The sequence below is a fragment of the Pseudoalteromonas luteoviolacea genome, assembly GCF_001750165.1.
GTDB lineage: Bacteria > Pseudomonadota > Gammaproteobacteria > Enterobacterales > Alteromonadaceae > Pseudoalteromonas > Pseudoalteromonas luteoviolacea_G.
In genome coordinates this window covers 1,208,681-1,233,995 of sequence record NZ_CP015411.1, presented here as the reverse complement: position 1 = coordinate 1,233,995, position 25,315 = coordinate 1,208,681, and the positions used below count along the sequence as shown (strand labels likewise).

The following is a 25,315-nucleotide window of genomic DNA, read 5'->3' as shown; positions in this document are numbered from 1 at the left end:
AGCACTTAACCTATCTTGCTCAGATAAGTACAGGTATCTACCTAAGACGCACTCTCGCATTACTTATCTGCGGCAACAAACACCTGCAGAATAAGCAGAAATGCTCTACACTGCTGTTAGTGAATATTAATCATGATGCTGCGCATAAGCAGTGTGAAATTGTCAAATTTTGCAAGGAGTATCTATGAAGTTCAGCCAATTAGGCCACTCACCACTTAAGGTTTCGCGCGTTTGTTTAGGAAGTATGACTTGGGGGCTGCAAAACAATCAGCATGATGCTGATGAACAAATAAATTACGCCTTAAGCCAAGGTATCAATTTTATCGATACTGCTGAAATGTACGCTGTGCCTCCTTCTCCTGAGACCTACGGAAAAACCGAACAAATTATCGGCGACTGGCTTAAGCGCCATGAAGAAAAAAGACACGAAATCGTATTGGCTACTAAAATTGCAGGCGCGGGCTTAAACTGGGTTCGAGGCGGCAAACCAATTAACAAACAAGCCGTGGTAGAATCCGTCGAGCAATCTCTTAAACGCCTACAAACAGACTATATCGATGTTTATCAATTACATTGGCCAAATAGAACATCACCTCACTTTGGCAAGCATTGGCATGGTATGCTGGATCTTCACGCCGTAAGCAAAGCACAACAGCTAGAAGAAATGGGTGATATTCTCGAAGGCCTAAAGGTATGTTTAGACCAAGGCAAGATCCGCCATTGGGGGCTGTCCAATGAAACACCTTGGGGCGTCAATACCTACCTAAACTTGTGCGAGCAGCACAATATTGAAAAGCCTGTGTCCATTCAAAACGAGTTCAATTTACTGCATGAAAAAGACTGGCCATATCTGTTAGAAAACTGCGTCAATGAAGATATCGCCTATTTACCTTGGTCACCCTTGGCTGGTGGATTGCTAACTGGAAAATATTTAGGCGGTGCTCGACCTGAGGGGAGTCGTTGGACGCTCATGCAGCGCCATGGCCTATTCAGAGATACACAGTATTCACAACAAGCAACAGCCGCATATCAAGAGGTAGCGCATGAGCACCACCTCTCTACCACACAACTGGCATTAGCATGGTGTGATCAGGTTGACGGAGTCACGTCTACAATTATTGGGGCAACCTCGATGGCCCAGTTAAAAGAAAATATCACCGCATTTGACATCCCACTCCCCCCAGAAGCGTTAGCTGAAATCGATACTATACTGAAAACTTATCCTGTGCCTTTTTAATCGGGAGGCCTCCATTCCACGAGAATGTAAATATGGTACACTGCCAATTTGCATTCTCTATTAATACAATTTTTATGAAGCGACTCAATATTGAACCTGCTAAGCCATTGTCAGGTAGCCACTTTATTAGGCATGCAGCGCGCGCAATCGTGACTCAACAACAAGACATTTTACTGCTCTACACCGCCAGATATGATGACTACACACTTCCGGGCGGTGGTGTAGATGAAGGAGAAGAGTTAGAAGTTGCGCTTGAAAGAGAGCTGCTGGAAGAGACAGGCGCACAATCCATAACACACATCAAGCCATTTGGTATTTATGAAGAATTTCAACGTTGGCACAAACCTGATTTTGATAATGTTCATATTATTTCACACTGTTTTGAAGTAGAGATTTGCGGTACATTCACAACGCCGAAAATGGAAGCCTATGAACAAGCTAACGGCATGCGACCTGTTTGGGTAAACATTCAAAAAGCCATTGCACATAACCGTGACACGTTAGCCAATAGCGATAAAAAAGGACAGTCCATTCAACGTGAATTAACCATTTTAAAAACCGTTGCGGCAGACATTATGGGCTTGGACTGCGACTAAGCCATAGAGTCAAAAATAAACACACTAATCAATCCTCTCCTAACAAGCAGCAGGGTAAAAAAAGAGACCCCTGTTGCACAACAAACGGTGTGGTAAACATACCTAATAGCCCTTCAGACTGGTGCAAAAAAGTAAACCAGTTGGATATAACATCAAAGAAAAAAGATATCTGACTTATTAGTTAGTGATACCAAAGTAATACTGCTCAAATACATGGGTACCACTTAGGTATAGATGTAATATAAATGTAATAAAAAATACACATTACGTTGCTATGTAAAAGTGGTTGGACAAATAATCTCAATAAATTTCTTCACTGATTGGTAATTTTAAAATTCTGTTCTAAGTTTTGTGATGGGAGTATCGAAGCTAAGGAGTAGACTATGACCATCCGTCACACTTTCATTTTACTTTCTTCTCTAGTCATGATCGCACTGTTCTGCATGGTGGGAGTTTTGTGGTACGAAACAACCCATATAGCTAATTTGGGACAGCGCCTAGCAACCAGCAAAGAAATTAGTAATGATCTATTGATGCTCAGACGTCACGAAAAAGACTTTTTACTTCGTAAGCAACAAAAATATGTCGACAAGTTTGATTCACGTATCAAGCTCATGAGACAAAACATGTCACAATTAAGCGCCCAGCTTCCTCCGCATTTGCAACAGGCGCTTAATGTCGCCGAAAAAGACTTGAATAACTACGAGTCAAATTTACGCAATTTGGTTGCGCTCGACAAAAAAATTGGCTTGACCCCCAATCAAGGGTTGCGTGGAGAGTTCAATCAAGCAGAAGTTGAACTACATGAATCGCTTACCAATATTGGTGACATTACCGCCATGAGCAAAGCACTCAGATTAGTGTTACTCGAAAATGATTTCCAAACCAATTTAAACATGTCGACTAAAAATGAAGTGACAGAGCAGCTCGCTATTATGAAAGTCTATTTCAATGACCAATTCAGTGGCGGGCAGAATGACCTCACTTTGTTTGAGAATACCGCGCGTGCGCTCACTACCGCTCTTGTCGAACGAGGGTTAGATGCCAGTTCAGGCTTAAGAGGTGAGCTCAGAGGCAGCATTCATAAAGTCGAAGGGACCATGAACCAGCTATCTGGAGACATAGATCAAGGGATCCAGCACGAACTTATTAATGCTAAAAACCAAGGTATGATGCTCGCTGGCATACTGACTGTTATCATTGCCGGATTACTCCTTTGGAAAGGCGCACACATTGTTCAGAGGCTTAAAGTGGCCAATGCCAATATGGCGACAATCAGTCATGGTGAAGGTGACTTAACTCACCATATTGAACTGACCGGTCGTGATGAAGTCACCGAGTTTGCAGGTTCAGTTAATCAATTTATTGATACAACTGCAGATATCGTCCGAGAGATCAAACACACAGGTGAAACCGTAGAGAGCGGCGCCCATCAGTCCGTAGAGGTAACTAAACGCTCACAACAAGCCATTAGAGAACAGAAAAATAATACACATGCCGTCAAAGTTGCTGTGAGTGAATTAGTTCAAGCGGTATCATTAATTGCCGAGAACAGTGTCGCTGTTCAAAATAATGTCAACGAAGCAGATGAAAATATGGCGCGTGGCTCCGAGATCATGCACAAAGCGCATCACAACATGTCGGAGCTGACAGGGCATATCAATGAAAATAGCCAACTGATGCAACAACTATCGTCAGCCAGCAGTGAGATTGAAAGTGTAACATCAGTTATTCGGGGTATTACTGAACAAACTAACTTGCTTGCACTTAATGCAGCTATCGAAGCCGCACGCGCAGGAGAAAGCGGCAGAGGATTTGCAGTCGTGGCAGATGAAGTGCGTACATTAGCTAAGCGTACCCAAAACTCTACCGTAGAAATAGAGCGTATGATCCACGGCCTTCAGAGTTTGGTTCATGATTCAGAGCAAGCAATGCAAACAAGCTTATCACTGAGTGAACAGATGTACGAAGGGATCACTGATGCACAACAAAGTATGGATGATAACAAGCAAGCTATGGACAAGATCCGCGATATGGTTATTCAAATCGCGGGCGCGACGGAAGAACAAATGGCAACTGTACAAGGGGTAGAAGATGCTGCGGCCAACATTTCAGTATCGGCAGAGCAGTTATATGTCGACTCCTGTCAAAACTGCAAAAACTGCGAAGCGCTAGAGTTTGATGCGCATAAAATGCAAGAAGATGTCTCACGATTTAAAGTATAAACATACGACCCTGTTACCAACAGGCACTGTTGTATTGCACAAAAGTGCCTGTGAGTTCAAAGTTATTCTCTAATCTGCTCAAAATCCAATGTAAACATGTTACAGTCATGTGCAAGCAGCTAGCTTGATATCAGTCACCAAAGGAGTAGGCATGAGTGTTAAACGAATAGGTCAGTTTTTTAATCCCAAATCTGTCGCGGTCATTGGTGCCTCTAACAATCCGAGCCGAGCTGGCAATGTAGTGATGAGAAACTTACTTCAAGGTGGTTTTAAAGGCCCTATTATGCCAGTTACCCCAAAATATACTGCGGTTAATGGCGTATTAGCCTACCAAGATATCGAACATTTACCCTGCATCCCAGATCTGGCCATTCTATGCACCAATAAAAGGACACTTTGCCAACTTATACAGGAACTTGGTGCACTCGGCTGCAAACATGCAATTGTCGTCGCAGCAGGTTTAAATAATGCGGAGAAACAAGCACTCACTCAATGTGCGCAGCAAGCAGAAGTCACCTTACTTGGGAGCAACAGTTTAGGGCTTATTTTGCCACATATTGGCCTCAATGCGAGCTTTTCACATACCATTGCCAAGCCTGGTAAGTTAGCTTTTTTGTCGCAATCCGCTGCGGTATGTTCCACAATATTAGACTGGGCACAAAATAAGCATATAGGATTTTCACACTTTGTTTCCGTCGGCGATTGTCTAGATATCGACTTTGACGAACTGCTCGATTATTTAGCTCGAGATAGCAAAACATCCGCTATCTTACTCTACATTGATAATATTAAAGATGTGAGACGATTTATCTCAGCAGCACGCGCAGCGGCGTTCAGTAAACCGGTGATCGCCATAAAAACAGGTCGAACCGTTGCAGGTGCTCGCGCTGCATACCACCATACTGGAGGTAAAACATCTGATGATGCCGTTTATGATGCCATGTTTCAGCGTGCAGGTATGTTGAGAGTAAATGACTTAAGAGAGTTATTTGCTGCAACACAAACTTTAGCACTACATCCAAAGCTGCTCAAAGTAGAACACTTGACCATTTTAACCAATGGGGGTGGTCCGGGTATTATGGCCGTGGATACACTCTTGATGCGCTCGGGAAAACTCGCACAATTGAGTGACAAAACCATTGCCGCACTGAATGATATCGTTCCACAATCGTCACAAACCGATAATCCAGTAGACATCTTTGGTGACTCATCACCTGAACGATATCAGCGTGCTTTGGAAGTACTATTAAAAGCCGATGAAGTTAAAAACCTACTTATCATTCATACTCCTTCAGCATTGGCGCCCAGCTCAGCTTACGCCAAAATCATTGCTCAGACACTAGATAAAATCCCAAAAATGGCCCGCCCTTTTGTCATGACCAACTTTATGGGTGAAGAAGCGGCGCGATCAGCAAGAGATATTTGCGTGCTAAGCAATATCCCAACTTATCGAACTCCTGAAGGTGCTGTCAGTGCATTTATGCACTTGATTACCTACCGTCGGAACCAAAAGCACCTGACTCAAACGCCTGAGTCTATAATTCAAGATGAATTGATAAACAGCAGTGCTGCGAAGCAGCAAATAAGCACTTTTTTACGTACAGGGCATAAATACCTATCAACTCACTCTGCCAGCCAGATATTGGCTTGCTATGGTATTGACTGTATCGAAACTGAAGTCGCACTCACTCCCAGTGAAGCCAAAGAGCAAGCAGAAGCAATTGGGTTTCCTGTTGCATTGAAGCTAATAAGCTCTGCTATCCCTTCAAAATCAGAAGTAGGTGGTGTGGTACTTAACCTCAATGATGGAAATGAAGTTGAACAAACCGCTTTTTCTATGCTACTTCGAATTAAACAATCCTACCCGGACGCTGAAATAGAAGGGTTTTCTCTACAGAAAATGGCATCCCGAGCGGGCACTCAAGAATTGCGCATTGCGATTAAAACCGAGCCCGACGTGGGGCCAGTCATTTTATTAGGTGAAGCCGGTACTGGATTAAACTTTTCTCAAGCCGCGGTGGCCCTGCCGCCTCTGAACATGAACTTAGCCAAGTACTTGATTGCAGCAGCCCATGATAAGGGTGTGTTAAAGGAACGTACACTCCCTGATAAAGTGGATAAATATCGTCTTTGTGCACTTCTGACACGAGTTTCTCAGATGGTTATCGAGCAACCAGATATACATAGCCTTGAACTAAATCCTATTCTAGCAAGCTCCGGACAATTCTTAGTACTAGATGCTCAAATTGGGTTATCCCCCTATCAGCCTAAAGCACACCGTAAACGTTTAGCTATTAAACCTTATCCAAAAGAGCTAGAACGCGCGATCACACTCAAAAACGGCCAGCAAGTGACATTAAGACCCATTAGACCTGAAGATGAGCGAAACCATCAAGAGTTTGATCAATCACTTACGAAAGAAGATCGGTATAAGCGCTTCTTTGGTCAACTCCCCCAGTTCACTCATGATCAATTAGCTAAAATGACGCAAATTGATTACGATCGCGAAATGGCTTTTATTATTAGCGAACGCCATAAAAGCGCATATCGAACATTAGGGGTTTCACGCGTATTAATGGATCCGGATAATACACAAGCAGAGTTTTCGGTCATTGTACGCTCAGACTCTCAAGGCTTGGGGCTAGGAAAAATCTTAATGAGTGCAGCAATTGATTACTGTCGAGAAAAAGGGGTAAATACCATTGAAGGTATTACCTTATTTGAAAATACGGGCATGATAAACCTAGCAAAACACCTAGGCTTTGATGTAAAAAGAGATTTCGAAGAGGGGGCTGCCATTATGACTATGCCACTTCAAAATACACCTTGATAGCACGTACACCATGAGCTTAACGCTAAGACAAAAAGTAGCCGCAATTTTAGAAGGCAGCGGTAAATATCGAAAAGTAGCACACTGTTTAGATGTCTTTTTAATTGCTTTAATTGTGTTTAATGTCGTTGCGATTGTTTTAGAGTCCGTTCCTACATTAACACAGCAGTATTACCGTGCCTTTTTTTATATTGAAGTCATATCCGTCGGCATATTTTGTATTGAATATTTACTTCGCATTTGGTGTTGTGTGGATAAACTTAATTTTAAAGACGAGTCTAAAAGCAACTTCTCCATTCGCTTAAAGTATATCCGCTCACCACTCGCTGTTATCGATTTGATAGCCATTTTACCTACACTGCTCATGGTATTTTTTACATTCGACCTGAGGTTTTTACGCGTCGTGCGTTTGATGCGAATTTTTAAGCTCACTCGATACTCACGCGCCATGCAACTTCTGTTAGCCGCATTTAAAGAAGAAGCCAGCTCATTAATGGCTGCTTTTTTTATTATGTCATTGGTCTTAATCGTTGCATCTTGTGGTATTTATCTTATTGAGCATGATGTTCAGCCTGATAAATTTGGTTCCATCCCTGCCGCTATGTGGTGGGCCATGGCCACGTTAACCACGGTAGGTTATGGGGATGTTGTGCCAATCACCCCGCTGGGGCGGTTCTTTGGTGGTGTCATCACATTGTTGAGCATGGGTATGGTGGCAATACCAACTGGGTTATTGGCATCAAGCTTCGCAGATCAACTGCGTAAGCGCAGAGATGCATTTCACGAAGCCGTGCTGCATGCTTTGGTCGATGGCGAGTTGGATGAAAGTGAAGCTGAACACCTTGAAGCGCTTCGAATAGAGCTAGGTCTAAGTGCGACAGAGGCCAATCAAGCAATTAAGTTGATGACCTCCGAGCGAGCACAGAGCCTGTACTGCCGCCACTGCGGGGAAAAGCTCTAGCTTATAAACATATCTTCCCATGTGTTGACCATAAGGTGAGCAATCATATCGCCAGGTAAAGGTGGACTGAACAAGTAACCTTGAAAACGCTCGCAACCAAGCATGCGTAGAAACCTCAGTTGTTCAACATTTTCCACACCCTGAGCGATACACAACTTGCCAAGGCTATGCGCCAACGACAGTGTGGAGTGAATAATACTTTCATGGTCTTTGTTTTTACCAATATCAACAATGAAGCCTTCATCTATTTTCAATGTAGTCACAGGGAATTGCGTCAGGTACATTAAAGAAGAATACCCAGTCCCAAAATCATCCATAAACACACGGCAACCCAGTGAACTCAGCGCTTGCATTCGCGCAATGGACTGCGTGACATTTTGCATCATCACCGACTCTGATATTTCAAAAACGAGGCAACTTGCAGGCAAATTGATTTTGTGCAACGTCGACTGTATACCATCTACTAAACCATCAAAATGCAAAGCATGAGCCGAAAGGTTTACCGATATATATAAATCGGGCCAAGTCAAATGCCATACTTTCAACTCGATCAGTGCTCGCTCAATTGTTTGTAAAACCACTTCAATGCCTAACCCTGTTTTCTCAGCTGCCAGCGAAAACTCTTCAGCACTGACATAAGGGTCATCCGGCCACCTCAGCAACACTTCAAAACCTTCGATATGACCTTGAGTCGCATTCAATATTGGTTGATAGTAATTACAAAGCAGCTCTTCGTGATAAACAGCGGTCAAACGCCGTTCAATCTCAATATTTCGTTTTACTTGCTGATTAATATCATGATGGTAAAACTGGTAGTGACTCTTTGTACTTTTTTTAGCATGACTTAAAGCGATTTGTGCAGCCTGATTGAGTTCAAATGCATCGCTTGCATCGTCTGGATACAATGATATGCCAACGTGAACATCTACTTGCACCGCTTGCTCATGTACGCGCATTCCCTCTTCAAAACGTGCCATTAAACAATGAATATAGCGAGTCACGGCATCCACATCATCAAGGTGTTCCATCAGAATATAGAAATCTCTCTCTTGACCAATAGCCAAGCTATCTACTTCTCTAAAGCAACATTGTAATGTCTTGGCTGCTTGACGCACTACAGCCAAAACAAAGTCATCACCAAATGTATCAGCCAAACGCTGCAAACGACCAAATTTAATGGCCAAGATAGCCAAAGACTGCTCGTTTTCTTCACTCTGTTCAATACCGTGCTGCACCCTATCCATAAACAGCACTTTATTCGGTAATTTAGTCAATGCATCATAGTTGGCCAACTGATAAAGCTCTTTCTCTGTGCGCTTTTGTTTACTGATATCTGTCAAGACGATAATATAGTTTTGTCCATGCGTAGCCGTAACTTTGACCAATACATGCCTCACCTCACCACTCGGTAAACGCAAAACTTCTTCCGCACTATGAAACTCACCTTCAGCTAAATTGCTCATAGCTCTAAGGTAGTGCATTCGAACATGACGCTCTAAGCCTAAACTTACACTGGTGCTCGATAAGGGGTTTGCTTCAACAGCAAACGCATCCTGCAATGCTTTATTACATGCCAAGATCCTAAAACGTCTATCAAATATCATAACCCAATCGCGAGTTTGTTCGAACGCCTCACCAAACAGTGCAGCCCGCTCTTCAAAAACACGCTCTCTGGTCAAGTTGGTATAGGTGCCCGCTACGCGCATTGGCACGGCCTCTCTCCAAGCCATCACCTTGCCGTAATCTTTATACCAGCGCCATTGACCTACCCGATTTCGCAACCGATAAGTACAATCGATATACCCTTTCGCTGTAGAAACAAACTCCAACCATTCTATTCGGAACAATGCTCTGTCTTGCGGATGGATCAGCTCTAAGTAATCATCCAAATTGATGTATTCATTTTTATAACCTAGCTCATTGACTAACCGAGGTTGATAGACCAGATTGGTACCCGATTGCCAATCCCAAACCCCTGAATTACTTCCTTCAAGTGCCATTTTAAGCCGCGTTTCACTGTTTCTCGTCTCTTTATGCGCTTCCATTAACAGCTGGGCGACTTTATTTTTTCTATGAACCCAAAGTGCAAATAACGCGCTGGCTAAAATGAGATAGCATGCTAAAGCCAGAGGCGAGCGCCAAAAAGGGTATTTAACTCGAATATTCAACTCCGCTGGTTGAGTGTAATCTCCTGTAAGCGGATCTTTTGCCCATACTTTTAATCTATAATGGCCAGGATTCAGCTTCGGAAATACAACTCGATTACTATTACGACTCAATATTCTTTGTTCACCAGAGAGTTGATATTCATACACAATTCGCTCTTGCGCGGTAAAGGCCATCGCGGAGAAAGATACTTCCAAACCAATATCATCGTGATTAAGCTCTATTGAGGAGAATGATTTCAGTCCGGCAGGTTTAAGATCCCTAGACATTAAATCTACATTGGTGATATTAACGCGTGTTAGTAACGGTCTATTTGGCCTGTTGACCTCAGGATCAAAAATCGTGATCCCCTGTAATGACCCATAAGCAATATGACCATTTTCTAATTTTACAGACGACCCACTATTAAATTCATTGCTCATCAAACCATCATTAATAGTAAACCCTTGCAGGTGAAAGTTATCAGGATCCAACCGCCATATGCCTTGATGAGATGACATCCAAATCATGCCCGCGTTATCCTGCTGCATCTCATACAAGATAAAGTTAGTGACAGATAAAGAGTCTGTAGGTAACGGTAAAGGCTTATATCCATCTGCAGTTAATCGCACTAACCCATGGGTCGCAAAAGACAGCCACAACACGTTATTTTTATCTATGGTATAACTCAGCAAGTCTACCGCTGATTGCTTATGTGCTTTGGGTACTTGGTAAATCTGCGTTAATTGTTGTCTTGGGCGATCATACCTGAACAAGCGGCCTTCACTGTAAAACACAGGCTGAGTAGGGTGGCTAGATAAGGGCGGAAAAAAGCCATAACTTAAAAACGGATCAAACTGTTCGAAACTCGGTCCAAGCGGCTCTAAGATGCCATTATTCATATTAAATAAATAAAAACCCGAGTTACCATCAACAAAATACAAAAAGCCTGGCTCAACCAAAACAGCACCTTTGACAAACCCTGAAAGTATCTCGGTAGACTCTGGGTTTTGTGCTCGAGGGCGCGAAATTGTTTCAGTCAATGGGTCAAAAACAAATAACCCTCGGTTACTTATCAGCCACAGTTTATCTTGAAATGCGAATAGCTCGAATATCGAGTACTCTGGTAAAAAACTCTCTCCCATATAACCCTGAAGTAATGCCTTTGCCTCACGCGTTTTTGGATCGTATCGTGTTAAACCATCTCGAGTTGCAGCCCAGATGTACCCTTGAAACTCAACAATTCCCCATACAGCCCCATGGGAGAATTCCCCTTCAATTGACTCGTTTTGCACATTGTCAAAAATATGGTTATCTGGCGGCAAATAAAATGCCCCATCTGTACGAGTAGCCGCCCACACACCGCCATTATTATCCTCATTCAAATGAATGATACTGCTATCAGAAATGGAAAAACGACTGTTCAAAAGTCGTTTATCAGGCTCAACTTCACCCGTGTGCGGATCAAAACGCATCAGTCCTTTGTCTGTACCAAGCAATAAGTAAGCTTGCTGCTTTAGCATATGCCATATATTAAACTCTTCCAATAGTGTTTTATAAGCAGGCGCCGCATCAAAATTGGTTTGCAACTCACTAATATCAAGCTCATACAATCCCAATACCGCCCCGACTAACAGCGTCGAGTCATCAAGCAACAGTAAAGATTTCGTATTATGCTGAAACGGATGTTCAGGGTCATCTATATGCTTAATCGGTTTAAGCTGTTTGCTGGGAATATGATAGGCAAATAAATGTTCTGTGGTTGCGATGTACAGAATGTCTTCAAATTGCAGCAAGGCCCTGACTAAACTGCGATCATTCATGCCTGGAATAGGAATAACCTCTGTTATTTGTCCTGTCTTTTTATCTAATACCGACACATTTTTTGTTCGACCTAACCACAATTCATTAGGGCTTTTTTCTAGCATTTGAAAAACGCTATTTTGGATATAATCCTGTTCAGAAGAGGGAGCTTGAATATATTGTCGATATAGGTCTTTTTCGGGGTGATAACTAAACAAACCCGCACGACCAGAGGCTATCCAGATTTTACCTGCTGAGTCTTGATAAATACGATCTATCTGCATTTTATCAAGGGCTTTATTTGGGCCCATTACTTCAAGTACTTGATATCCATCATATCGATTTAACCCTCCTTCCGTAGATAGCCAAAGATATCCTTTTTTATCAAATAGCAATGTATTTACATAGCTTTGTGATAACCCTTCAGCAGGAGAAATACGGGAAACCTGTGCTGTACATAAAGCACTAAAGAGGAATATCACTAAAACAATAAGATAATTCATGCATTTACGTCCCTTTGAAAACACATCGCTGTTATCTCTCTGCCTTGTTTCGTATAGTTTACGAACATATCCCGTAATTTTTCTGGCAAAGTATCTGGGCTTATATCGAGAAAATCGAGTTGCTGATACAAAGGAACAACATCTTGATAAGCGAAGGTGTACACAATATGCTCTGATCTGATGGCTGATGCTACTAACTGCTTCGCAATGCCCTGCCCTCGATATTTAGGCGCGACAAAAACCGTTGATAAAAAGGCATCTTGCTCCACTTTCTGAACCCTGCATGCTGCAATCAATTCAGTAAGTTTAACAACCCAAATTGTATCTTGCTTAGTCGCTCGGCCACGCACCCTGTTAGCCTGATAGAATTTATTAACTAATGGTGTTTGAATCGCAGGCAAACAATAACAACTCAATTGCATAACTAAACTAACATAAGTCCCAAGTATTGCTCAAATTTTGCCTTAAGCGTATCCCGCTCAGATAACGGTCTGCTATTAATCGCATCATATATCGCTTCTCGAGTATTTTTACCACGCTTTATTTGATATGCCCAAAAAGACGCTTCGTACTCTAATTGAACTTGATATTTTTCTGCTCTAGAAAGGTTACACAGGTTATAAGACATCGTACTGTACAATTATTGAAAATTATAAAAACAGTGTATCATATATGTACTTGGCAACGGCAGTATTGAATTACAAAGTTAATTATTACAGTGTATTTATTGATATTTATAAACTAGAAAGACACACTCTTCATTCACTGTAAATTAGGGGGACTATGTGAGAAATATCAAATTATTATGGATGATTTTATTATTCCACTGTTCATTCGCCCACGCAAACACACTGTACTTCAATCGGCCTGCCGATACACCACAAGCGAGATATGTCGTCGAATTATTAAGTCTCGCTTACAAAGATATCGGCCACAAATTAGCGCTGATAGATTTTGATCAACAAAGCGCACTTATCGCTGCCAATGAAGGGGAACTTGACGGACAATTAGGAAGGATAGCAGGCGTCACGGATAGTTACGCTAACCTCCTCTACGTGGATTTCCCCCTCTATTCATTTAACCTACAGCTCATTAGCCATTGTACCTCCTGTTCATTCGAACAAATTGAGTCCATGGTGGTACAAAGTGGCTACCTCGTAGCCTATCAATATATGATGGACAATCGTTATCAAGGTGAGCTTATCGAAGTGAAAAGTAGTGCCGCTCAACTTAACTTACTTATGCAGAAAAAAGTACAGGGGGCACTGATCATAGACTTTCATCTGCGTGAGCACTTACCTTATATGGATGTTGATACGATAAAAATTGAAGATCTAATGACCATAGATAGTTTTCACTATTTGCACCAGAAACACGCGGCTCTCATCCCTAAGTTAAAAGTCACTCTAAAAAAGCTAGAACAAAAGGGCATCATTGCAGTCTTAAAAGCTAAATATCGAATTTAAACAAATCATCTTGTATTTCAGTCAGTTCGTTAGTACTTGAGGCAGTTTGCTGAGATTGTTTTTTTGCCATTACACGTTTTTGTCGGCGCTGGCATAGATCTATAACCATTTTTTTTTGGTGATCAGTCATTTGATTCCAACAAAAGCGCTCCTCTCGACTGCGAAAGCACCCTTTACAGTAACCGCGGTTGTTAACCTCACAAATCCCCTTACACGGACTAGGGATCGTAAATATCTCAATTTGTTCCATACTAGTGGTCAAAGATCAAACCTGCACACAAAACGTCCACACTGATCGAAATACTACCTAACTTAGAATCTTAATAAAATACTAGTTGAAATATCGTAAAGTAGCTAAAGCTTATGAGTATGAAGAGAAGCAAAATCAAATAAGGTACCAATCCCAGCTTTGTAAAATACTTAGAACATTAAGTGAACAATAAATCCAAAAAAGTCCTGCTCATGCTGGGCTTATCTGATCAATGATCCCGAGAGGAGGAATCGAACTACCGACACGAGGATTTTCAATACAATTGCGATAAACACTACTGAATGAGCTATCTGGAGTATAAATTTTTACGTCGAGTAAAACTTTGGAATAATATACAACATGAAGAGATGGTGCCGACTATCCGAGTCGAACGGATGACCTACTGATTACAAGTCAGTTGCTCTACCAACTGAGCTAAGTCGGCACACTATAAGAATGGTGCCCAGAGGCGGAATCGAACCACCGACACGAGGATTTTCAATCCTCTGCTCTACCGACTGAGCTATCTGGGCAAATAAGATTTTTACGTGTATTAAAACTCTCTAGGGATTTTCAATACAATTCCACACAGCTCTACCGAATTAGCTATCTGGGGAAATCAATTTTTATATGGTGTCACATGTTTTATAAATGGTGCCGACTATCCGAGTCGAACGGATGACCTACTGATTACAAGTCAGTTGCTCTACCAACTGAGCTAAGTCGGCACACCTAATTATGGTGCCCAGAGGCGGAATCGAACCACCGACACGAGGATTTTCAATCCTCTGCTCTACCGACTGAGCTATCTGGGCAAATAATTTTTACGTGTATTAAAAATCTCTATGGATTTTCAATACAATTCCACGCAGCTCTACCGAATGAGCTATCTGGGCAAATAATTTTTACGTGTATTAAAAATCTCTATGGATTTTCAATACAATTCCACGCAGCTCTACCGAATGAGCTATCTGGGCAATAATTTTTTATATGGTGTCACAAATTTTATAAATGGTGCCGACTATCCGAGTCGAACGGATGACCTACTGATTACAAGTCAGTTGCTCTACCAACTGAGCTAAGTCGGCACACCTAATAATGGTGCCCAGAGGCGGAATCGAACCACCGACACGAGGATTTTCAATCCTCTGCTCTACCGACTGAGCTATCTGGGCAAATAATTTTTACGTGTATTAAAACTCTTTAGGGATTTTCAATACAATTCCACATAGCTCTACCGAATGAGCTATCTGGGCAAATAAATTTTATATGGTGACACATGTTTTATAAATGGTGCCGACTATCCGAGTCGAACGGATGACCTACTGATTACAAGTCAGTTGCTCTACCAACTGAGCTAAGTCGGCACACTTAATAATGGTGCCCAGAGGCGGAATCGAACCACCGACACGAGGATTTTCAATCCTCTGCTCTACCGACTGAGCTATCTGGGCAAATAATTTTTTACGTGTATTAAAACTCTTTAGGGATTTTCAATACAATTCCACACAGCTCTACCGAATGAGCTATCTGGATAAATACTAAATATGTTTGAAATGAACTTGACGCATTTCAAAAAACTAAACCGCTTTTATAAAGCGTTTTAGTAAAATTCTTTATTTTACATCTTTAAGAGATGGTGCCCAGAGGCGGAATCGAACCACCGACACGAGGATTTTCAATCCTCTGCTCTACCGACTGAGCTATCTGGGCAACTAATTAGCTTGGATTTATTTCCAATACAAACCAAATTTAAAAATGGTGCCGACTATCCGAGTCGAACGGATGACCTACTGATTACAAGTCAGTTGCTCTACCAACTGAGCTAAGTCGGCGCACCTAAAAATGGTGCCCAGAGGCGGAATCGAACCACCGACACGAGGATTTTCAATCCTCTGCTCTACCGACTGAGCTATCTGGGCGTGCGGCGTATTAAACGGGTTTTACCCTTTCAAGTCAACTATTTTTTTGCAATATAATTTGTTTGCGCACAATTCATGCAAAATTGACAAAAATAAGCTATTCAAGGCTGATTTTTATACTTAATTCCAGCAAGACGATCTCCAATAAGCAATAATAAAGAAGTAAAAACGTAGAGAAATCATCCATTATAGGTGTTAGGATGTGAAGTTATTATAAAGCTCGATTTGAAAGTTACTTGTTCGGACGATTTCAATGGAAAAATCTTCACAAGCACAGATCAAAGGTTTCGTGCCCCTGTTTGTATTTGTCACACTTATTATTACCAGTATTGCGTCACTGGGTGCCTATCTTTGGCCCAAGCAAGAAGTTAATACCACTCATAGCCAACCTGACCTCGCTTTACAGGCTCAGGACTTAGCAGCACCACTAAGTAACACCATGATGAAGCTAGGCTATAACTACGCCAAGCAAATGCTCACATCAGTCAAAGCAGGTAATCCAAATATTGATGCCTACTTATACGCAGATAGTGGAATGGGCAAGCCTAGTCTGGTATTCCAGTCGAGTGATAACCCTGTTGCACCAATCAAGCAACGCACTAAATTGACGCTCAATGGGCAAGTTATTGTCCACCAGCCTCTCACACTAGACGATATTCCCGTGGGTGAGTTAGTGCTTGTATATACTGAGCCCACTGTCATCGTAGCGGCAAGTAATCCTCTGAGCTATGCACTGGTAGTCATTGCCCTGATATTGACTATTGCCTTTGCAATATTCCTGAAGAAGCAGATTGTAGGCAAATTGGCCAAAGAGCTTAACTTATTAAATTCAGAGCTTAAGCATCTTATTAAGAAGAAAGATTATGATGTTCATGTCACTGAACAATTAAGTTTTGGCCTCTCCTCAACCGCTATAGGCATCAACTCCTTAATAAATCAGGTCCGTGACATCATTAAAGGTAACAAAGCCTCTCAGAATGAATTAAGACAATTACAAACTAGCCTTGAAACTGAGGTTCAGGCACGTACCTTGGCACTAGAAAAGGCAACGCTCAATGCTGAACGAGCATCTGAAGCTAAAACTACCTTTTTAGCGACTATGAGTCATGAAATTAGAACACCTATGAATGGCGTTATCGGTACCATTGATTTACTACGTCAAACTGAATTAGATGGAGCACAGCACAGACTGACCACGATTATTCGTGATTCTGCGTTTTCTTTACTTGGGATCTTGGATGACATTCTAGACTTCTCAAAAATAGAAGCTGGGAAATTACAAATAGACAGTAGTGCTTTTTCTGTCTCAGAGACAATTGAAGAAGTTGCACGTGTACTCTCCTCAGTTGCCAAAAAGCGTAAATTGGACCTTCAGTTAGCCATTGCGCCTGATATTCCAAGCAATTTGGTAGGTGATGCCGTACGAGTACGTCAGGTACTTTATAACCTATGTAGTAATGCCATTAAATTCACTACAACCGATGAAAGCAAACAAGGCTTTGTCAAAATCTCCGTGGAAGTGGCACAAAATACCTCTGAGCACTATACCTTGCGTTTCAAAGTTACCGATAATGGTAAGGGGATGACGCAAGCCCAGTTGAGGGAGATTTTTAATCCCTTTATTCAAGCAGAAGGCTCTATCACACGAGAATACGGCGGTACCGGTTTAGGATTATCTATTTGTAAAAGTCTTGTTGAGCTGATGCTTGGCTCAATTAATGTCAACTCTGATATCGGCATGGGTAGTGAGTTTATTGTCGAGCTGCCGTTTAGCATTAGTGGCAAAGTTGAGTATGCCAATAAAGGTGTATTAGCTGGCCGCAAAGTAGTAACGTTTACCCATAATCCAAATAGACGCGCTATTTTAGCGCGCTACCTGTCCTTTATGGGGGCAAACTCAGCCATTGTTGTTGACCCAAGTGAAATTGACGAGCATCAATATGATAGAGATGTTGTCTGGGTGCTCGATGGCCTTGATGGCATGGATAAAGTAAATCAGCAATTGAGGGATTTGCTCTATTCTATTGAGCACAACAACCAGCAAGTGATTGTGCTGAGCACGATGGATGAATCCGCGCTCAATCATGGCCACATATTCTACCTAAATGCAGCACCTCTTTGTAAAACAAGCTTTATGACAGCAGTACTAGTCGCTGTGGGACTGCACAAGCCCAAGCAGCTGAAACCATCTCGCACGATGAATAGCTACTTAAATATTGAGGATGCTAAAGCTGAAAATAAATTAGTTCTTCTGGTAGAAGATAATGTATTAAATCAGCAAGTGCTCACAGATCAGCTTCATTTACTTGGTTACGGTGTTGAAGTAGCCGAAAACGGTGAAGAAGGTTTAAAAATGTGGCAACAAGGCCATTATGCAGTTGTATTGACCGACCTACATATGCCTAAGATGTCTGGCTATGACATGGTTACCAAAATCAGAGATATTGCTGAACAATCACCGGATATCAATGCACAACCATACATCATTGCAATCACAGCTAATGCGCTTAAAGGTGAACGAGACCGTTGCCTGGCTTCGGGCATGAATGATTACATCACTAAACCAGTAGAATTAAATGTGTTAGAAGCCACGTTAGAAAAATGGCAGAACGCCTCTGGGCATAAAGCAAAACCAGTACCACAACACCCAGAGTCCAATATTCACATACAAGAAGAACATCCTGAGGAGACTACTGCGCCCAAAGAGGCTGTAAGCACTGAGGCCGCGATCAACTTGGATGAAAATGTAAGAACTGCAGATACAAGTGAAAGCGTTGAAGCCGTGCCTGTTTCTTCAGAAAGCGCCGCACTGCCAAGTTTTACATCACAGGATAATAACTCCACAGTTGATGAAGAAGCGCCTATCACTATGGCACTAGAACCAGAGGCCATGAACACGGCGCCAATAGAAGAGTCTACTGTTGAACCTCCAATCAACATGGATCAGCTTAATAAGTATGTTAACGACGATAGCGCTAAGCGACTTCGTTTCTTTAGGATGTACTTAGAGCAGAGTAGCGAATTGGCACGTGATATTAACGGTGCGGTAATTTCATCGAGTCAAAATGAAATCATTGAAGCGTGCCATCAACTGAAGTCCATTTCTCGTACTATTGGTGCAGAGCAAGTTGCACTGATTGCTGAAAAATTTGAATCAAGGTGTAAAACGCAAGAGATGAGCAGTGACCAATTGATACAGCTGCGAGATGAACTTGAAGAATCGTATATGAAAGCCACAGAGTTCATCCAAAAGTACTTGCAATCAGCCAATTAATATTTGATTGAGTTAGCGCAAAGCCATTTCGGTGGCTTTGCTTCATACTTATTATTTTAACTTTGCATCATAGAGTGAATGATATTCACGACCACCCCAAGCATAGCCAAAGGCAGTATATATTTACCGTACTTTTGAGCTTTGTCTAGCCCCATTTTACCTTGATACTTTTCTAGCAGCGGAATAAGAATAAGCAAGGCTGCGACTAAACAAACTAATATCACAATAATATACATAGGATTCCTTAACTTTGTCCGACTTATCACTTTATAACACGGACTCAATCACTTGGCCCGTTATTTATACAAATCCGAACAAAACTTAACAACAAAAAAGTGAGCTTTATTTAGCTCACTATTTGAAAAGAAGGAAAAATGTGGGGCAAACGGCCCCACTAAAGGTTGGAGAGTGTGGTTAATTCACCAAAGCAAGCAAGATACCTGCTGCAACTGCGCTACCAAGCACCCCTGCAACATTGGGTCCCATTGCATGCATTAAAAGAAAGTTATGCGGATTAGACTCAAGACCGACTTTATTTACCACACGTGCAGCCATTGGTACTGCAGACACGCCCGCGGCCCCCACTAATGGATTAATTGGATTAGACGAAACACGGTTCATAATTTTAGCCATGTAAACGCCCGAAGCCGTACCAATGCTAAATGCCAACGCGCCAAGCACCAAAATACCCAAGGTTTCTACAGTTAAAAACTGGTCGGCTGCTAATTTAGAACCAACCGCTAAGCCCAAGAATATGGTTGTGATGTTAATCAACTCGTTTTGCGCTGTATTGCTAAGCCTATCTACCACACCAGACTCACGCATTAAGTTACCCAAACAGAACATACCAACTAGGGGCGCTGCCGCAGGTAAAAACAATAGAGTCAACGACAATACCATCAATGGAAACAGAATCTTTTCTCTTTTAGAAACGACTCTTAACTGTGGCATTGCAATACTGCGCTCCTCATCCGACGTCAATAAACGCATAATAGGTGGCTGAATAATAGGCACCAGAGCCATATATGAATACGCTGCAACGGCAATGGCCCCCAGCAACTCAGGTGATAACTTAGACGCTAAAAATATCGCTGTCGGTCCATCTGCACCGCCAATAATTGCAATGGCAGATGCATCTTGTAAGGTAAATTCAAATCCAGGAATAAAGTTCAGTAAAATCGCACCAAATAAAGTCGCAAAAATACCAAACTGTGCTGCTGCACCAAGTAACAACATACGAGGATTCGCAATCAGCGCACTAAAGTCAGTTAAGGCACCTACCCCCATAAATATCAGTAAGGGGAATATGCCACTGTCGATCCCGATATAATAAACGTAATACAGTAATCCACCCGGCTCAGATAGCGCTGCCACCGGAATATTAGTTAATATCGCACCAAAACCGATAGGCACCAGTAAAAGTGGCTCAAATTTTTTCGCGATAGCCAAATACAGAAGACCACACCCTACAGCTATCATAGATAATGCAGGAAACGTTAAGTTAGCAATGCCGGTTGCCTGCCATAAATTTAACAATCCATCCATCTCAAGCGCTCCTATGCCATTTCAATAATAGCGTCGCCAGCAGAGACAGAATCACCTTCTGAGACTAAAATATCTGCTATTTTACCCGTCGAGGTTGCACGAACTTCCGTTTCCATTTTCATCGCTTCCATGATGAGCACAACATCACCTTGAACAACATCATCGCCTGGTCTTGCATGTACCTTAAAAATATTACCTGCAAGGGGGGCATTAAGTGTTTCACCTGAACTAACGGATGCAGACTGTGGCATCAGCTCGCTGTCTTTCACTGCAATCTCTTGCAAGTCACCACCTGCGGACACTTCTACATCGTAAACCTTGCCATCAACTCTTACGCTGTAGCGCTCATTTTCTTGTTTTCGAGCAGGCGCAGGGCGACTAACCGCTTTTTCAGTAGCGGTGTTAACAACTAAGCTTGGACTTGGCTCAAACGCTTCAGGATTGTATCTGTTTTTTAAGAATTTCAAGCCTATCTGAGGGAACAGAGCATAAGTCAGTACATCATCGACAATTTCCTCGGCAAGCTCAATTCCTTCTGCTTTAGCCTTGGCCAGCAGATCAGCTTCCAAACTGTCCATTTCAGGCTCGATCAGATCAGCAGGTCTGCATGTAATTGGCTCAACACCATCCAAAACACGCGCACGTAACGGCTCATCCACAGGGGCTGGTGTTGACCCATACTCCCCTTTCAACACGCCAGCTGTTTCTTTGGTGATGGTTTTATAACGCTCGCCAGTCAGTACATTTAATACCGCCTGCGTGCCTACAATTTGCGATGTAGGTGTGACCAAAGGGATATAACCTAAGTCTTTACGGACATGAGGAATTTCACTCAGTACCTCATCGAGTTTATCACCTGCACCTTGCTCTTTAAGTTGATTTTCCATATTGGTCAACATACCGCCGGGTACTTGTGCAGATAAAATACGCCCATCAACCCCTTTAAGGCTGCCTTCAAATGCCGCGTATTTTTTACGTACATCTCTAAAATACGCTGCGATGGACTCTAACTGTCCTAAATCAAGCCCAGTATCTCTTTTTGTGCCCTCAACAATCGAAACCAGAGTTTCTGTCGCACTATGTCCATAAGTCATACTCATTGACGAAATAGCGGTATCCAACATATCGATACCCGCATCAATGGCTTTTTGGTAGGTTGCGGTACTTAACCCCGTCGTCGCATGACACTGCATCGCAATTGGCACAGTCACAGTCCGTTTGAGCTCAGAGATCAAGGTATCTGCATCATATGGATTAAGTAGCCCCGCCATATCTTTGATACAAATTGAATGGCAGCCCATCTCTTCAAGCTGTTTAGCCTGCTTAAGCCAGCTTTCAAGATTATGTACTGGGCTGACAGTATAGGAAATAGTCCCCTGCGCATGTGCGCCAACTTTGATGGCAGCACGGATGGCCGTTTCTAAATTACGAACATCATTCATGGCGTCAAAGATCCTAAACACATCAACACCATTTTGATGTGCTCGAGTCACAAACCTCTCCACCACATCATCGGCATAGTGGCGATAACCAAGTAAGTTTTGACCGCGCAATAACATCTGCTGCTTTGTATTAGGCATGGCTTCTTTAAGCGCGCGGATCCGATACCAAGGATCTTCACCTAAATAGCGGATACACGCATCAAATGTTGCGCCACCCCAAGATTCGACAGACCAATAACCAACCTTATCGAGTTCTTCCGCAATCGGTAACATATCTTCAAGGCGCATGCGAGTGGCAAGTAAAGATTGATGAGCATCTCTTAGGACTAATTCAGTAAGTTTTAGTTTTGACATGAGATACCCCTTAGTTTTTTTGTCTAAATTGAGAAACTGCTGCACTAATTGCGGCGACATGTGCCGCGGACACACCTGTTGATACTGGTTTTGAAGATTTTTTAATTGCAGGTTGCTGTGGTTCTTGCTCAGTTGCAGCAAGCCTAGACAGCCCCTTCACTGCAAAGATAAGAATTGATAAAAATAAAAATACCCCAATCATGCCTGTTAACATAAGATTGGCAGCCTGCGCTAGCAATTCGCTGATTTCCATTTCCGCCCCCTTAGTTGTTATTTATTTGTTTACACCCACCCATACAAAGAAATAGATAGGCAACTTTTGTAAATATTTATTCAACCATCATATCAAACAAATCTTTCATGTAAAGGTGGTTGTAAATTGGTATTACCAATAAGTGTTTTTGTTGTTATTTCACACACTTAATCAACAATAATGGTAAAAAAAAGTGTAAAACACCTAATAAATATGAGAAATACTCAAGATATAAAGGCTAAATATAACTAATCCGGGGGGAGGAAATATGACAAAAGTACTTTTAACACACAAAAAACAATTGGTCTTACCTATAAATCCATCTTAAAATCCGCAACAAGAGTAAATACTCAACAAATTGAGGTAAAACACCATAAATAGTGACTTAGGTACGAATATAGGGGCAGCCCACAGTAAAAATGCAAAGGGAACATTTTCAGATTTAAACGCCTTGGTGAAGATCGTATAATTAGACATTAATCAACTTGAGGAATACTCGTGTTTCAAAGTGAATTCACCTTAGACAAGCAATATTTTCAGGAATGCTTTGATGAATCAGTGGCATTAAGCCAGCATAATAAACCCAAATATGGCCTTATTGGCTTTCTATTAATATTAGGTGCTTTATCTCACTACCTTGTCAACCAAGCTTACCTTGGCAACTTTTTATTTGTACTTGCTGCTATTGAGGGTATTTCTTTTTATTATCGTCGACCTTGGTGGGTTGCCAGACAAATGGTCAGTAGAGCAAGTGGCTCTAAGGTGTCTCTGGAAATTAATGAATCAGGGATTAAAGCACAAAACCCATATCGCGCGTTCGAATTGCGCTGGTTAGAAGTCGATAAGGTAATAGAAACAGACAAAGGCTTGTTAATTGAGCACGCTAAGTACCGACAATACATATCTCGACAAGCATTAACCCAAGAAGCGTATGACTTTATCGTACAGCAGACAAAAAAATAGCCACTTTTAGTGGCCATTTCTCGAACATTGATAACATCAACTCTGTTACATGTTACCTGTCGGGTTAGATTTTTCCGCTTGAATTCGCATGTAGATTTCTTCACGGTGTACCGAAACGTCCTTTGGTGCATTAACGCCGATACGAACTTGGTTACCTTTAACACCAAGTACCGTCACTGTCACTTCATCACCAATCATCAGAGTTTCGCCTACACGACGAGTTAGAATTAGCATTCTCTTGCTCCTGTTATTCCAAAATTTAAAAGATTCCGCGTCAAATTCATTTTAATTAAAAGTTCATGTAAAAGTAAGCAAAATTATCGCTTATTCACTACTTTCTAAGCTAAATGCACTATGAAGTGTTCGAACTGCTAGCTCTAAGTAACGCTCTTCTACTAAAACTGAAATTTTTATCTCTGAGGTCGACACTAAAAGTGTATGAATATTTTCTTTAGCTAACGCATCAAAAAACGTACCCGCAACACCGGAGTGAGACTTCATGCCAACTCCCACTGCAGAGATTTTAGCAACTTGTTGATCACCTTCTACATTTGAAGCACCTAATTCAGATAAGTTGGTAGTCAACACGTCTAGCGCTTGTGCATACTCATTACTGTGTACAGTTAAAGCATAGTCTATTTTACCGCCTTGATGATTAATTTGGCTTATCATGTCCACTTCAATATCATAATCGGCAAGTAAACAAAGGATTTTTGCTAAAGAGTGAGGGTTTTCAGGTAATTGACGCACAAGCAATAGAGCTTCATCTTTTTGATAAGCGATACCAGATACGGTTTTAGTGGCCACTTTCGGCTCCTCATAGCTAATTAACGTGCCAGAATCAGGCTTAAAGGTGGATAAAACCCTTAACGGTATATTGTACTTACCAGCCGCTTCTACAGATCTGATCTGTAGCACTTTTGCACCTAAACTTGATAACTCGAGCATCTCTTCAAAGGTTATCTGCGCCATGCGTCGAGCGCGAGGCTCCACTCTGGGATCTGTGGTGTAAACACCATCTACATCAGTGTAGATCTGACACTCATCTGCACAAATCGCTGCCGCAATTTCAACCGCTGAAGTGTCGGTTCCACCGCGTCCCAAAGTTGTAATATTGCCCTCAATATCTCTACCTTGAAACCCTGCAACAATCGCTATCCTATTGTGCTCAAGCTCTTGTTGTAAACGGTTGACATCAATACTCTGTATTCGCGCTTTGCCAAAGATGTTATCTGTTTTTATACCAATTTGGTCAGCCAAGAGACTCACGGCTGAATGACCGCGTTTTATTATTGCCATAGCCAACAAAGCTATTGAAACCTGCTCGCCAGTTGTCAAAAGCACATCGAGCTCTCTCGCACTGGGTCTATCATCAATTTGCTTTGCCAGTGATAACAAGCGATTGGTTTCTCCTGACATCGCTGAGACAACCACGACAACTTGATGACCCTGTTGTTTGGCCCTAATAACCAAATCGGCGACTGCCTCAATTCGCTCTATCGAGCCAACCGAGGTGCCGCCAAACTTTTTAACGATTAAAGCCACA

Annotated in this window: 18 protein-coding genes and 11 tRNA genes; 8 read left to right on the top strand and 21 right to left on the bottom strand. The window is 42.0% G+C overall.

Annotation, left to right across the window (positions count from 1 at the left end):
- The first annotated feature begins 184 nt into the window (after positions 1-184).
- The 5 genes from S4054249_RS05395 (at position 185) to S4054249_RS05375 (ending at position 7,849) form a co-directional block, all read left to right on the top strand.
- Positions 185-1,237, top strand: coding sequence for an aldo/keto reductase (locus tag S4054249_RS05395; RefSeq protein ID WP_046356694.1), 1,053 nt, complete (start codon positions 185-187; stop codon positions 1,235-1,237).
- A gap of 74 nt (positions 1,238-1,311) precedes the next feature.
- Positions 1,312-1,833: an NUDIX hydrolase gene (locus tag S4054249_RS05390; protein WP_046356708.1), complete on the top strand. Its 522-nt coding sequence runs from the start codon at positions 1,312-1,314 to the stop codon at positions 1,831-1,833.
- A gap of 383 nt (positions 1,834-2,216) precedes the next feature.
- Positions 2,217-4,058, top strand: coding sequence for a methyl-accepting chemotaxis protein (locus S4054249_RS05385; protein WP_046356695.1), 1,842 nt, complete (start codon positions 2,217-2,219; stop codon positions 4,056-4,058).
- Positions 4,059-4,209: 151 nt separating this feature from the next.
- Positions 4,210-6,888 carry a bifunctional acetate--CoA ligase family protein/GNAT family N-acetyltransferase gene (locus S4054249_RS05380; RefSeq protein WP_046356696.1) on the top strand — a complete coding sequence of 893 codons (2,679 nt, stop codon included), beginning with the start codon at positions 4,210-4,212 and terminating at the stop codon, positions 6,886-6,888.
- A 13-nt stretch (positions 6,889-6,901) separates the two neighbouring features.
- Positions 6,902-7,849, top strand: a complete 948-nt coding sequence (locus S4054249_RS05375) for an ion transporter (protein WP_046356697.1) — start codon at positions 6,902-6,904, stop codon at positions 7,847-7,849.
- Here the strand turns inward: S4054249_RS05375 and S4054249_RS05370 are convergent.
- From S4054249_RS05370 to S4054249_RS05360, 3 genes are read right to left on the bottom strand one after another with little or no spacing between them, the layout of a single operon-like run.
- On the bottom strand, positions 7,846-12,300 hold the full coding sequence (locus S4054249_RS05370; protein ID WP_187301382.1) for an EAL domain-containing protein: 4,455 nt from the start codon (positions 12,298-12,300) through the stop codon (positions 7,846-7,848). The two genes, S4054249_RS05375 and S4054249_RS05370, sit on opposite strands and share 4 nt — an antisense overlap.
- Positions 12,297-12,722: a GNAT family N-acetyltransferase gene (locus S4054249_RS05365; protein ID WP_046356698.1), complete on the bottom strand. Its 426-nt coding sequence runs from the start codon at positions 12,720-12,722 to the stop codon at positions 12,297-12,299. The genes S4054249_RS05370 and S4054249_RS05365 overlap by 4 nt, the downstream gene beginning before the upstream one ends.
- A 2-nt stretch (positions 12,723-12,724) precedes the next feature.
- Positions 12,725-12,928 (bottom strand): DUF3283 family protein, encoded by a 204-nt coding sequence (locus S4054249_RS05360; RefSeq protein ID WP_023398497.1) that lies wholly within the window; start codon positions 12,926-12,928, stop codon positions 12,725-12,727.
- Positions 12,929-13,085: 157 nt separating this feature from the next.
- Between S4054249_RS05360 and S4054249_RS05355 the strand changes: the two genes are divergently transcribed.
- A complete protein-coding gene (locus tag S4054249_RS05355) occupies positions 13,086-13,766 on the top strand; it encodes a hypothetical protein (RefSeq protein ID WP_230851802.1) in 681 nt (226 codons plus the stop codon).
- Here S4054249_RS05355 and S4054249_RS25820 read toward each other — a convergent pair.
- The 12 genes from S4054249_RS25820 to S4054249_RS05300 form a co-directional block, all read right to left on the bottom strand.
- On the bottom strand, positions 13,750-14,016 hold the full coding sequence (locus S4054249_RS25820; RefSeq protein WP_080928375.1) for a DUF1289 domain-containing protein: 267 nt from the start codon (positions 14,014-14,016) through the stop codon (positions 13,750-13,752). The two genes, S4054249_RS05355 and S4054249_RS25820, sit on opposite strands and share 17 nt — an antisense overlap.
- A 369-nt stretch (positions 14,017-14,385) precedes the next feature.
- A tRNA-Thr gene (locus tag S4054249_RS05350) sits at positions 14,386-14,461 on the bottom strand.
- 12 nt (positions 14,462-14,473) lie between these two features.
- Positions 14,474-14,549, bottom strand: a tRNA-Phe gene (locus S4054249_RS05345).
- 119 nt (positions 14,550-14,668) lie between these two features.
- Positions 14,669-14,744, bottom strand: a tRNA-Thr gene (locus S4054249_RS05340).
- An 11-nt stretch (positions 14,745-14,755) separates the two neighbouring features.
- A tRNA-Phe gene (locus tag S4054249_RS05335) sits at positions 14,756-14,831 on the bottom strand.
- 197 nt (positions 14,832-15,028) lie between these two features.
- Positions 15,029-15,104, bottom strand: a tRNA-Thr gene (locus tag S4054249_RS05330).
- Positions 15,105-15,115: 11 nt separating this feature from the next.
- Positions 15,116-15,191 (bottom strand) — tRNA-Phe (locus tag S4054249_RS05325).
- Between the two features lie 116 nt (positions 15,192-15,307).
- A tRNA-Thr gene (locus S4054249_RS05320) sits at positions 15,308-15,383 on the bottom strand.
- Positions 15,384-15,394: 11 nt separating this feature from the next.
- A tRNA-Phe gene (locus tag S4054249_RS05315) sits at positions 15,395-15,470 on the bottom strand.
- 183 nt (positions 15,471-15,653) lie between these two features.
- Positions 15,654-15,729: transfer RNA gene (locus tag S4054249_RS05310), tRNA-Phe, on the bottom strand.
- A gap of 46 nt (positions 15,730-15,775) precedes the next feature.
- Positions 15,776-15,851, bottom strand: a tRNA-Thr gene (locus S4054249_RS05305).
- Between the two features lie 11 nt (positions 15,852-15,862).
- Positions 15,863-15,938 (bottom strand) — tRNA-Phe (locus S4054249_RS05300).
- Positions 15,939-16,191: 253 nt separating this feature from the next.
- Here S4054249_RS05300 and S4054249_RS05295 point away from each other — a divergent pair.
- Positions 16,192-19,212: a hybrid sensor histidine kinase/response regulator gene (locus tag S4054249_RS05295; protein ID WP_046354149.1), complete on the top strand. Its 3,021-nt coding sequence runs from the start codon at positions 16,192-16,194 to the stop codon at positions 19,210-19,212.
- Between the two features lie 56 nt (positions 19,213-19,268).
- Here S4054249_RS05295 and S4054249_RS05290 read toward each other — a convergent pair whose 3' ends face one another.
- The 4 genes from S4054249_RS05290 to S4054249_RS05275 form a co-directional block, all read right to left on the bottom strand.
- On the bottom strand, positions 19,269-19,448 hold the full coding sequence (locus tag S4054249_RS05290) for a hypothetical protein (RefSeq protein WP_046354148.1): 180 nt from the start codon (positions 19,446-19,448) through the stop codon (positions 19,269-19,271).
- Positions 19,449-19,626: 178 nt separating this feature from the next.
- Complete coding sequence (locus tag S4054249_RS05285) at positions 19,627-20,757, bottom strand: sodium ion-translocating decarboxylase subunit beta (RefSeq protein ID WP_046354147.1); 1,131 nt, start codon at positions 20,755-20,757, stop codon at positions 19,627-19,629.
- A gap of 11 nt (positions 20,758-20,768) precedes the next feature.
- A complete protein-coding gene (gene oadA, locus S4054249_RS05280; RefSeq protein ID WP_046354146.1) occupies positions 20,769-22,553 on the bottom strand; it encodes a sodium-extruding oxaloacetate decarboxylase subunit alpha in 1,785 nt (594 codons plus the stop codon).
- 10 nt (positions 22,554-22,563) lie between these two features.
- Positions 22,564-22,806 carry an OadG family protein gene (locus S4054249_RS05275; RefSeq protein ID WP_046354145.1) on the bottom strand — a complete coding sequence of 81 codons (243 nt, stop codon included), beginning with the start codon at positions 22,804-22,806 and terminating at the stop codon, positions 22,564-22,566.
- Positions 22,807-23,304: 498 nt separating this feature from the next.
- Between S4054249_RS05275 and S4054249_RS05270 the strand changes: the two genes are divergently transcribed.
- A complete protein-coding gene (locus tag S4054249_RS05270) occupies positions 23,305-23,769 on the top strand; it encodes a YcxB family protein (RefSeq protein ID WP_230851800.1) in 465 nt (154 codons plus the stop codon).
- A 45-nt stretch (positions 23,770-23,814) separates the two neighbouring features.
- Here S4054249_RS05270 and csrA read toward each other — a convergent pair whose 3' ends face one another.
- Both csrA and S4054249_RS05260 read right to left on the bottom strand, forming a co-directional pair.
- Entirely contained in the window at positions 23,815-24,003 is a 189-nt protein-coding gene (gene csrA / locus S4054249_RS05265; RefSeq protein ID WP_023399613.1) for a carbon storage regulator CsrA, read from the bottom strand.
- A 90-nt stretch (positions 24,004-24,093) separates the two neighbouring features.
- The gene (locus tag S4054249_RS05260; RefSeq protein WP_046354143.1) at positions 24,094-25,314 is read right to left on the bottom strand and encodes an aspartate kinase; all 1,221 of its coding nucleotides are present in this window, start codon (positions 25,312-25,314) and stop codon (positions 24,094-24,096) included.
- Position 25,315: the final 1 nt, after the last annotated feature.

Bases quoted from the DNA above. Each gene is read 5' to 3' on its own strand.
- S4054249_RS05395 (WP_046356694.1), top strand. From the start codon at position 185: ATGAAGTTCAGCCAATTAGGCCACTCACCACTTAAGGTTTCGCGCGTT.
- S4054249_RS05390 (WP_046356708.1), top strand. From the start codon at position 1,312: ATGAAGCGACTCAATATTGAACCTGCTAAGCCATTGTCAGGTAGCCAC.
- S4054249_RS05385 (WP_046356695.1), top strand. From the start codon at position 2,217: ATGACCATCCGTCACACTTTCATTTTACTTTCTTCTCTAGTCATGATC.
- S4054249_RS05380 (WP_046356696.1), top strand. From the start codon at position 4,210: ATGAGTGTTAAACGAATAGGTCAGTTTTTTAATCCCAAATCTGTCGCG.
- S4054249_RS05375 (WP_046356697.1), top strand. From the start codon at position 6,902: ATGAGCTTAACGCTAAGACAAAAAGTAGCCGCAATTTTAGAAGGCAGC.
- S4054249_RS05370 (WP_187301382.1), bottom strand. From the start codon at position 12,300: ATGAATTATCTTATTGTTTTAGTGATATTCCTCTTTAGTGCTTTATGT.
- S4054249_RS05365 (WP_046356698.1), bottom strand. From the start codon at position 12,722: ATGCAATTGAGTTGTTATTGTTTGCCTGCGATTCAAACACCATTAGTT.
- S4054249_RS05360 (WP_023398497.1), bottom strand. From the start codon at position 12,928: ATGTCTTATAACCTGTGTAACCTTTCTAGAGCAGAAAAATATCAAGTT.
- S4054249_RS25820 (WP_080928375.1), bottom strand. From the start codon at position 14,016: ATGGAACAAATTGAGATATTTACGATCCCTAGTCCGTGTAAGGGGATT.
- S4054249_RS05295 (WP_046354149.1), top strand. From the start codon at position 16,192: ATGGAAAAATCTTCACAAGCACAGATCAAAGGTTTCGTGCCCCTGTTT.
- S4054249_RS05290 (WP_046354148.1), bottom strand. From the start codon at position 19,448: ATGTATATTATTGTGATATTAGTTTGTTTAGTCGCAGCCTTGCTTATT.
- S4054249_RS05285 (WP_046354147.1), bottom strand. From the start codon at position 20,757: ATGGATGGATTGTTAAATTTATGGCAGGCAACCGGCATTGCTAACTTA.
- oadA (WP_046354146.1), bottom strand. From the start codon at position 22,553: ATGTCAAAACTAAAACTTACTGAATTAGTCCTAAGAGATGCTCATCAA.
- S4054249_RS05275 (WP_046354145.1), bottom strand. From the start codon at position 22,806: ATGGAAATCAGCGAATTGCTAGCGCAGGCTGCCAATCTTATGTTAACA.
- csrA (WP_023399613.1), bottom strand. From the start codon at position 24,003: ATGCTAATTCTAACTCGTCGTGTAGGCGAAACTCTGATGATTGGTGAT.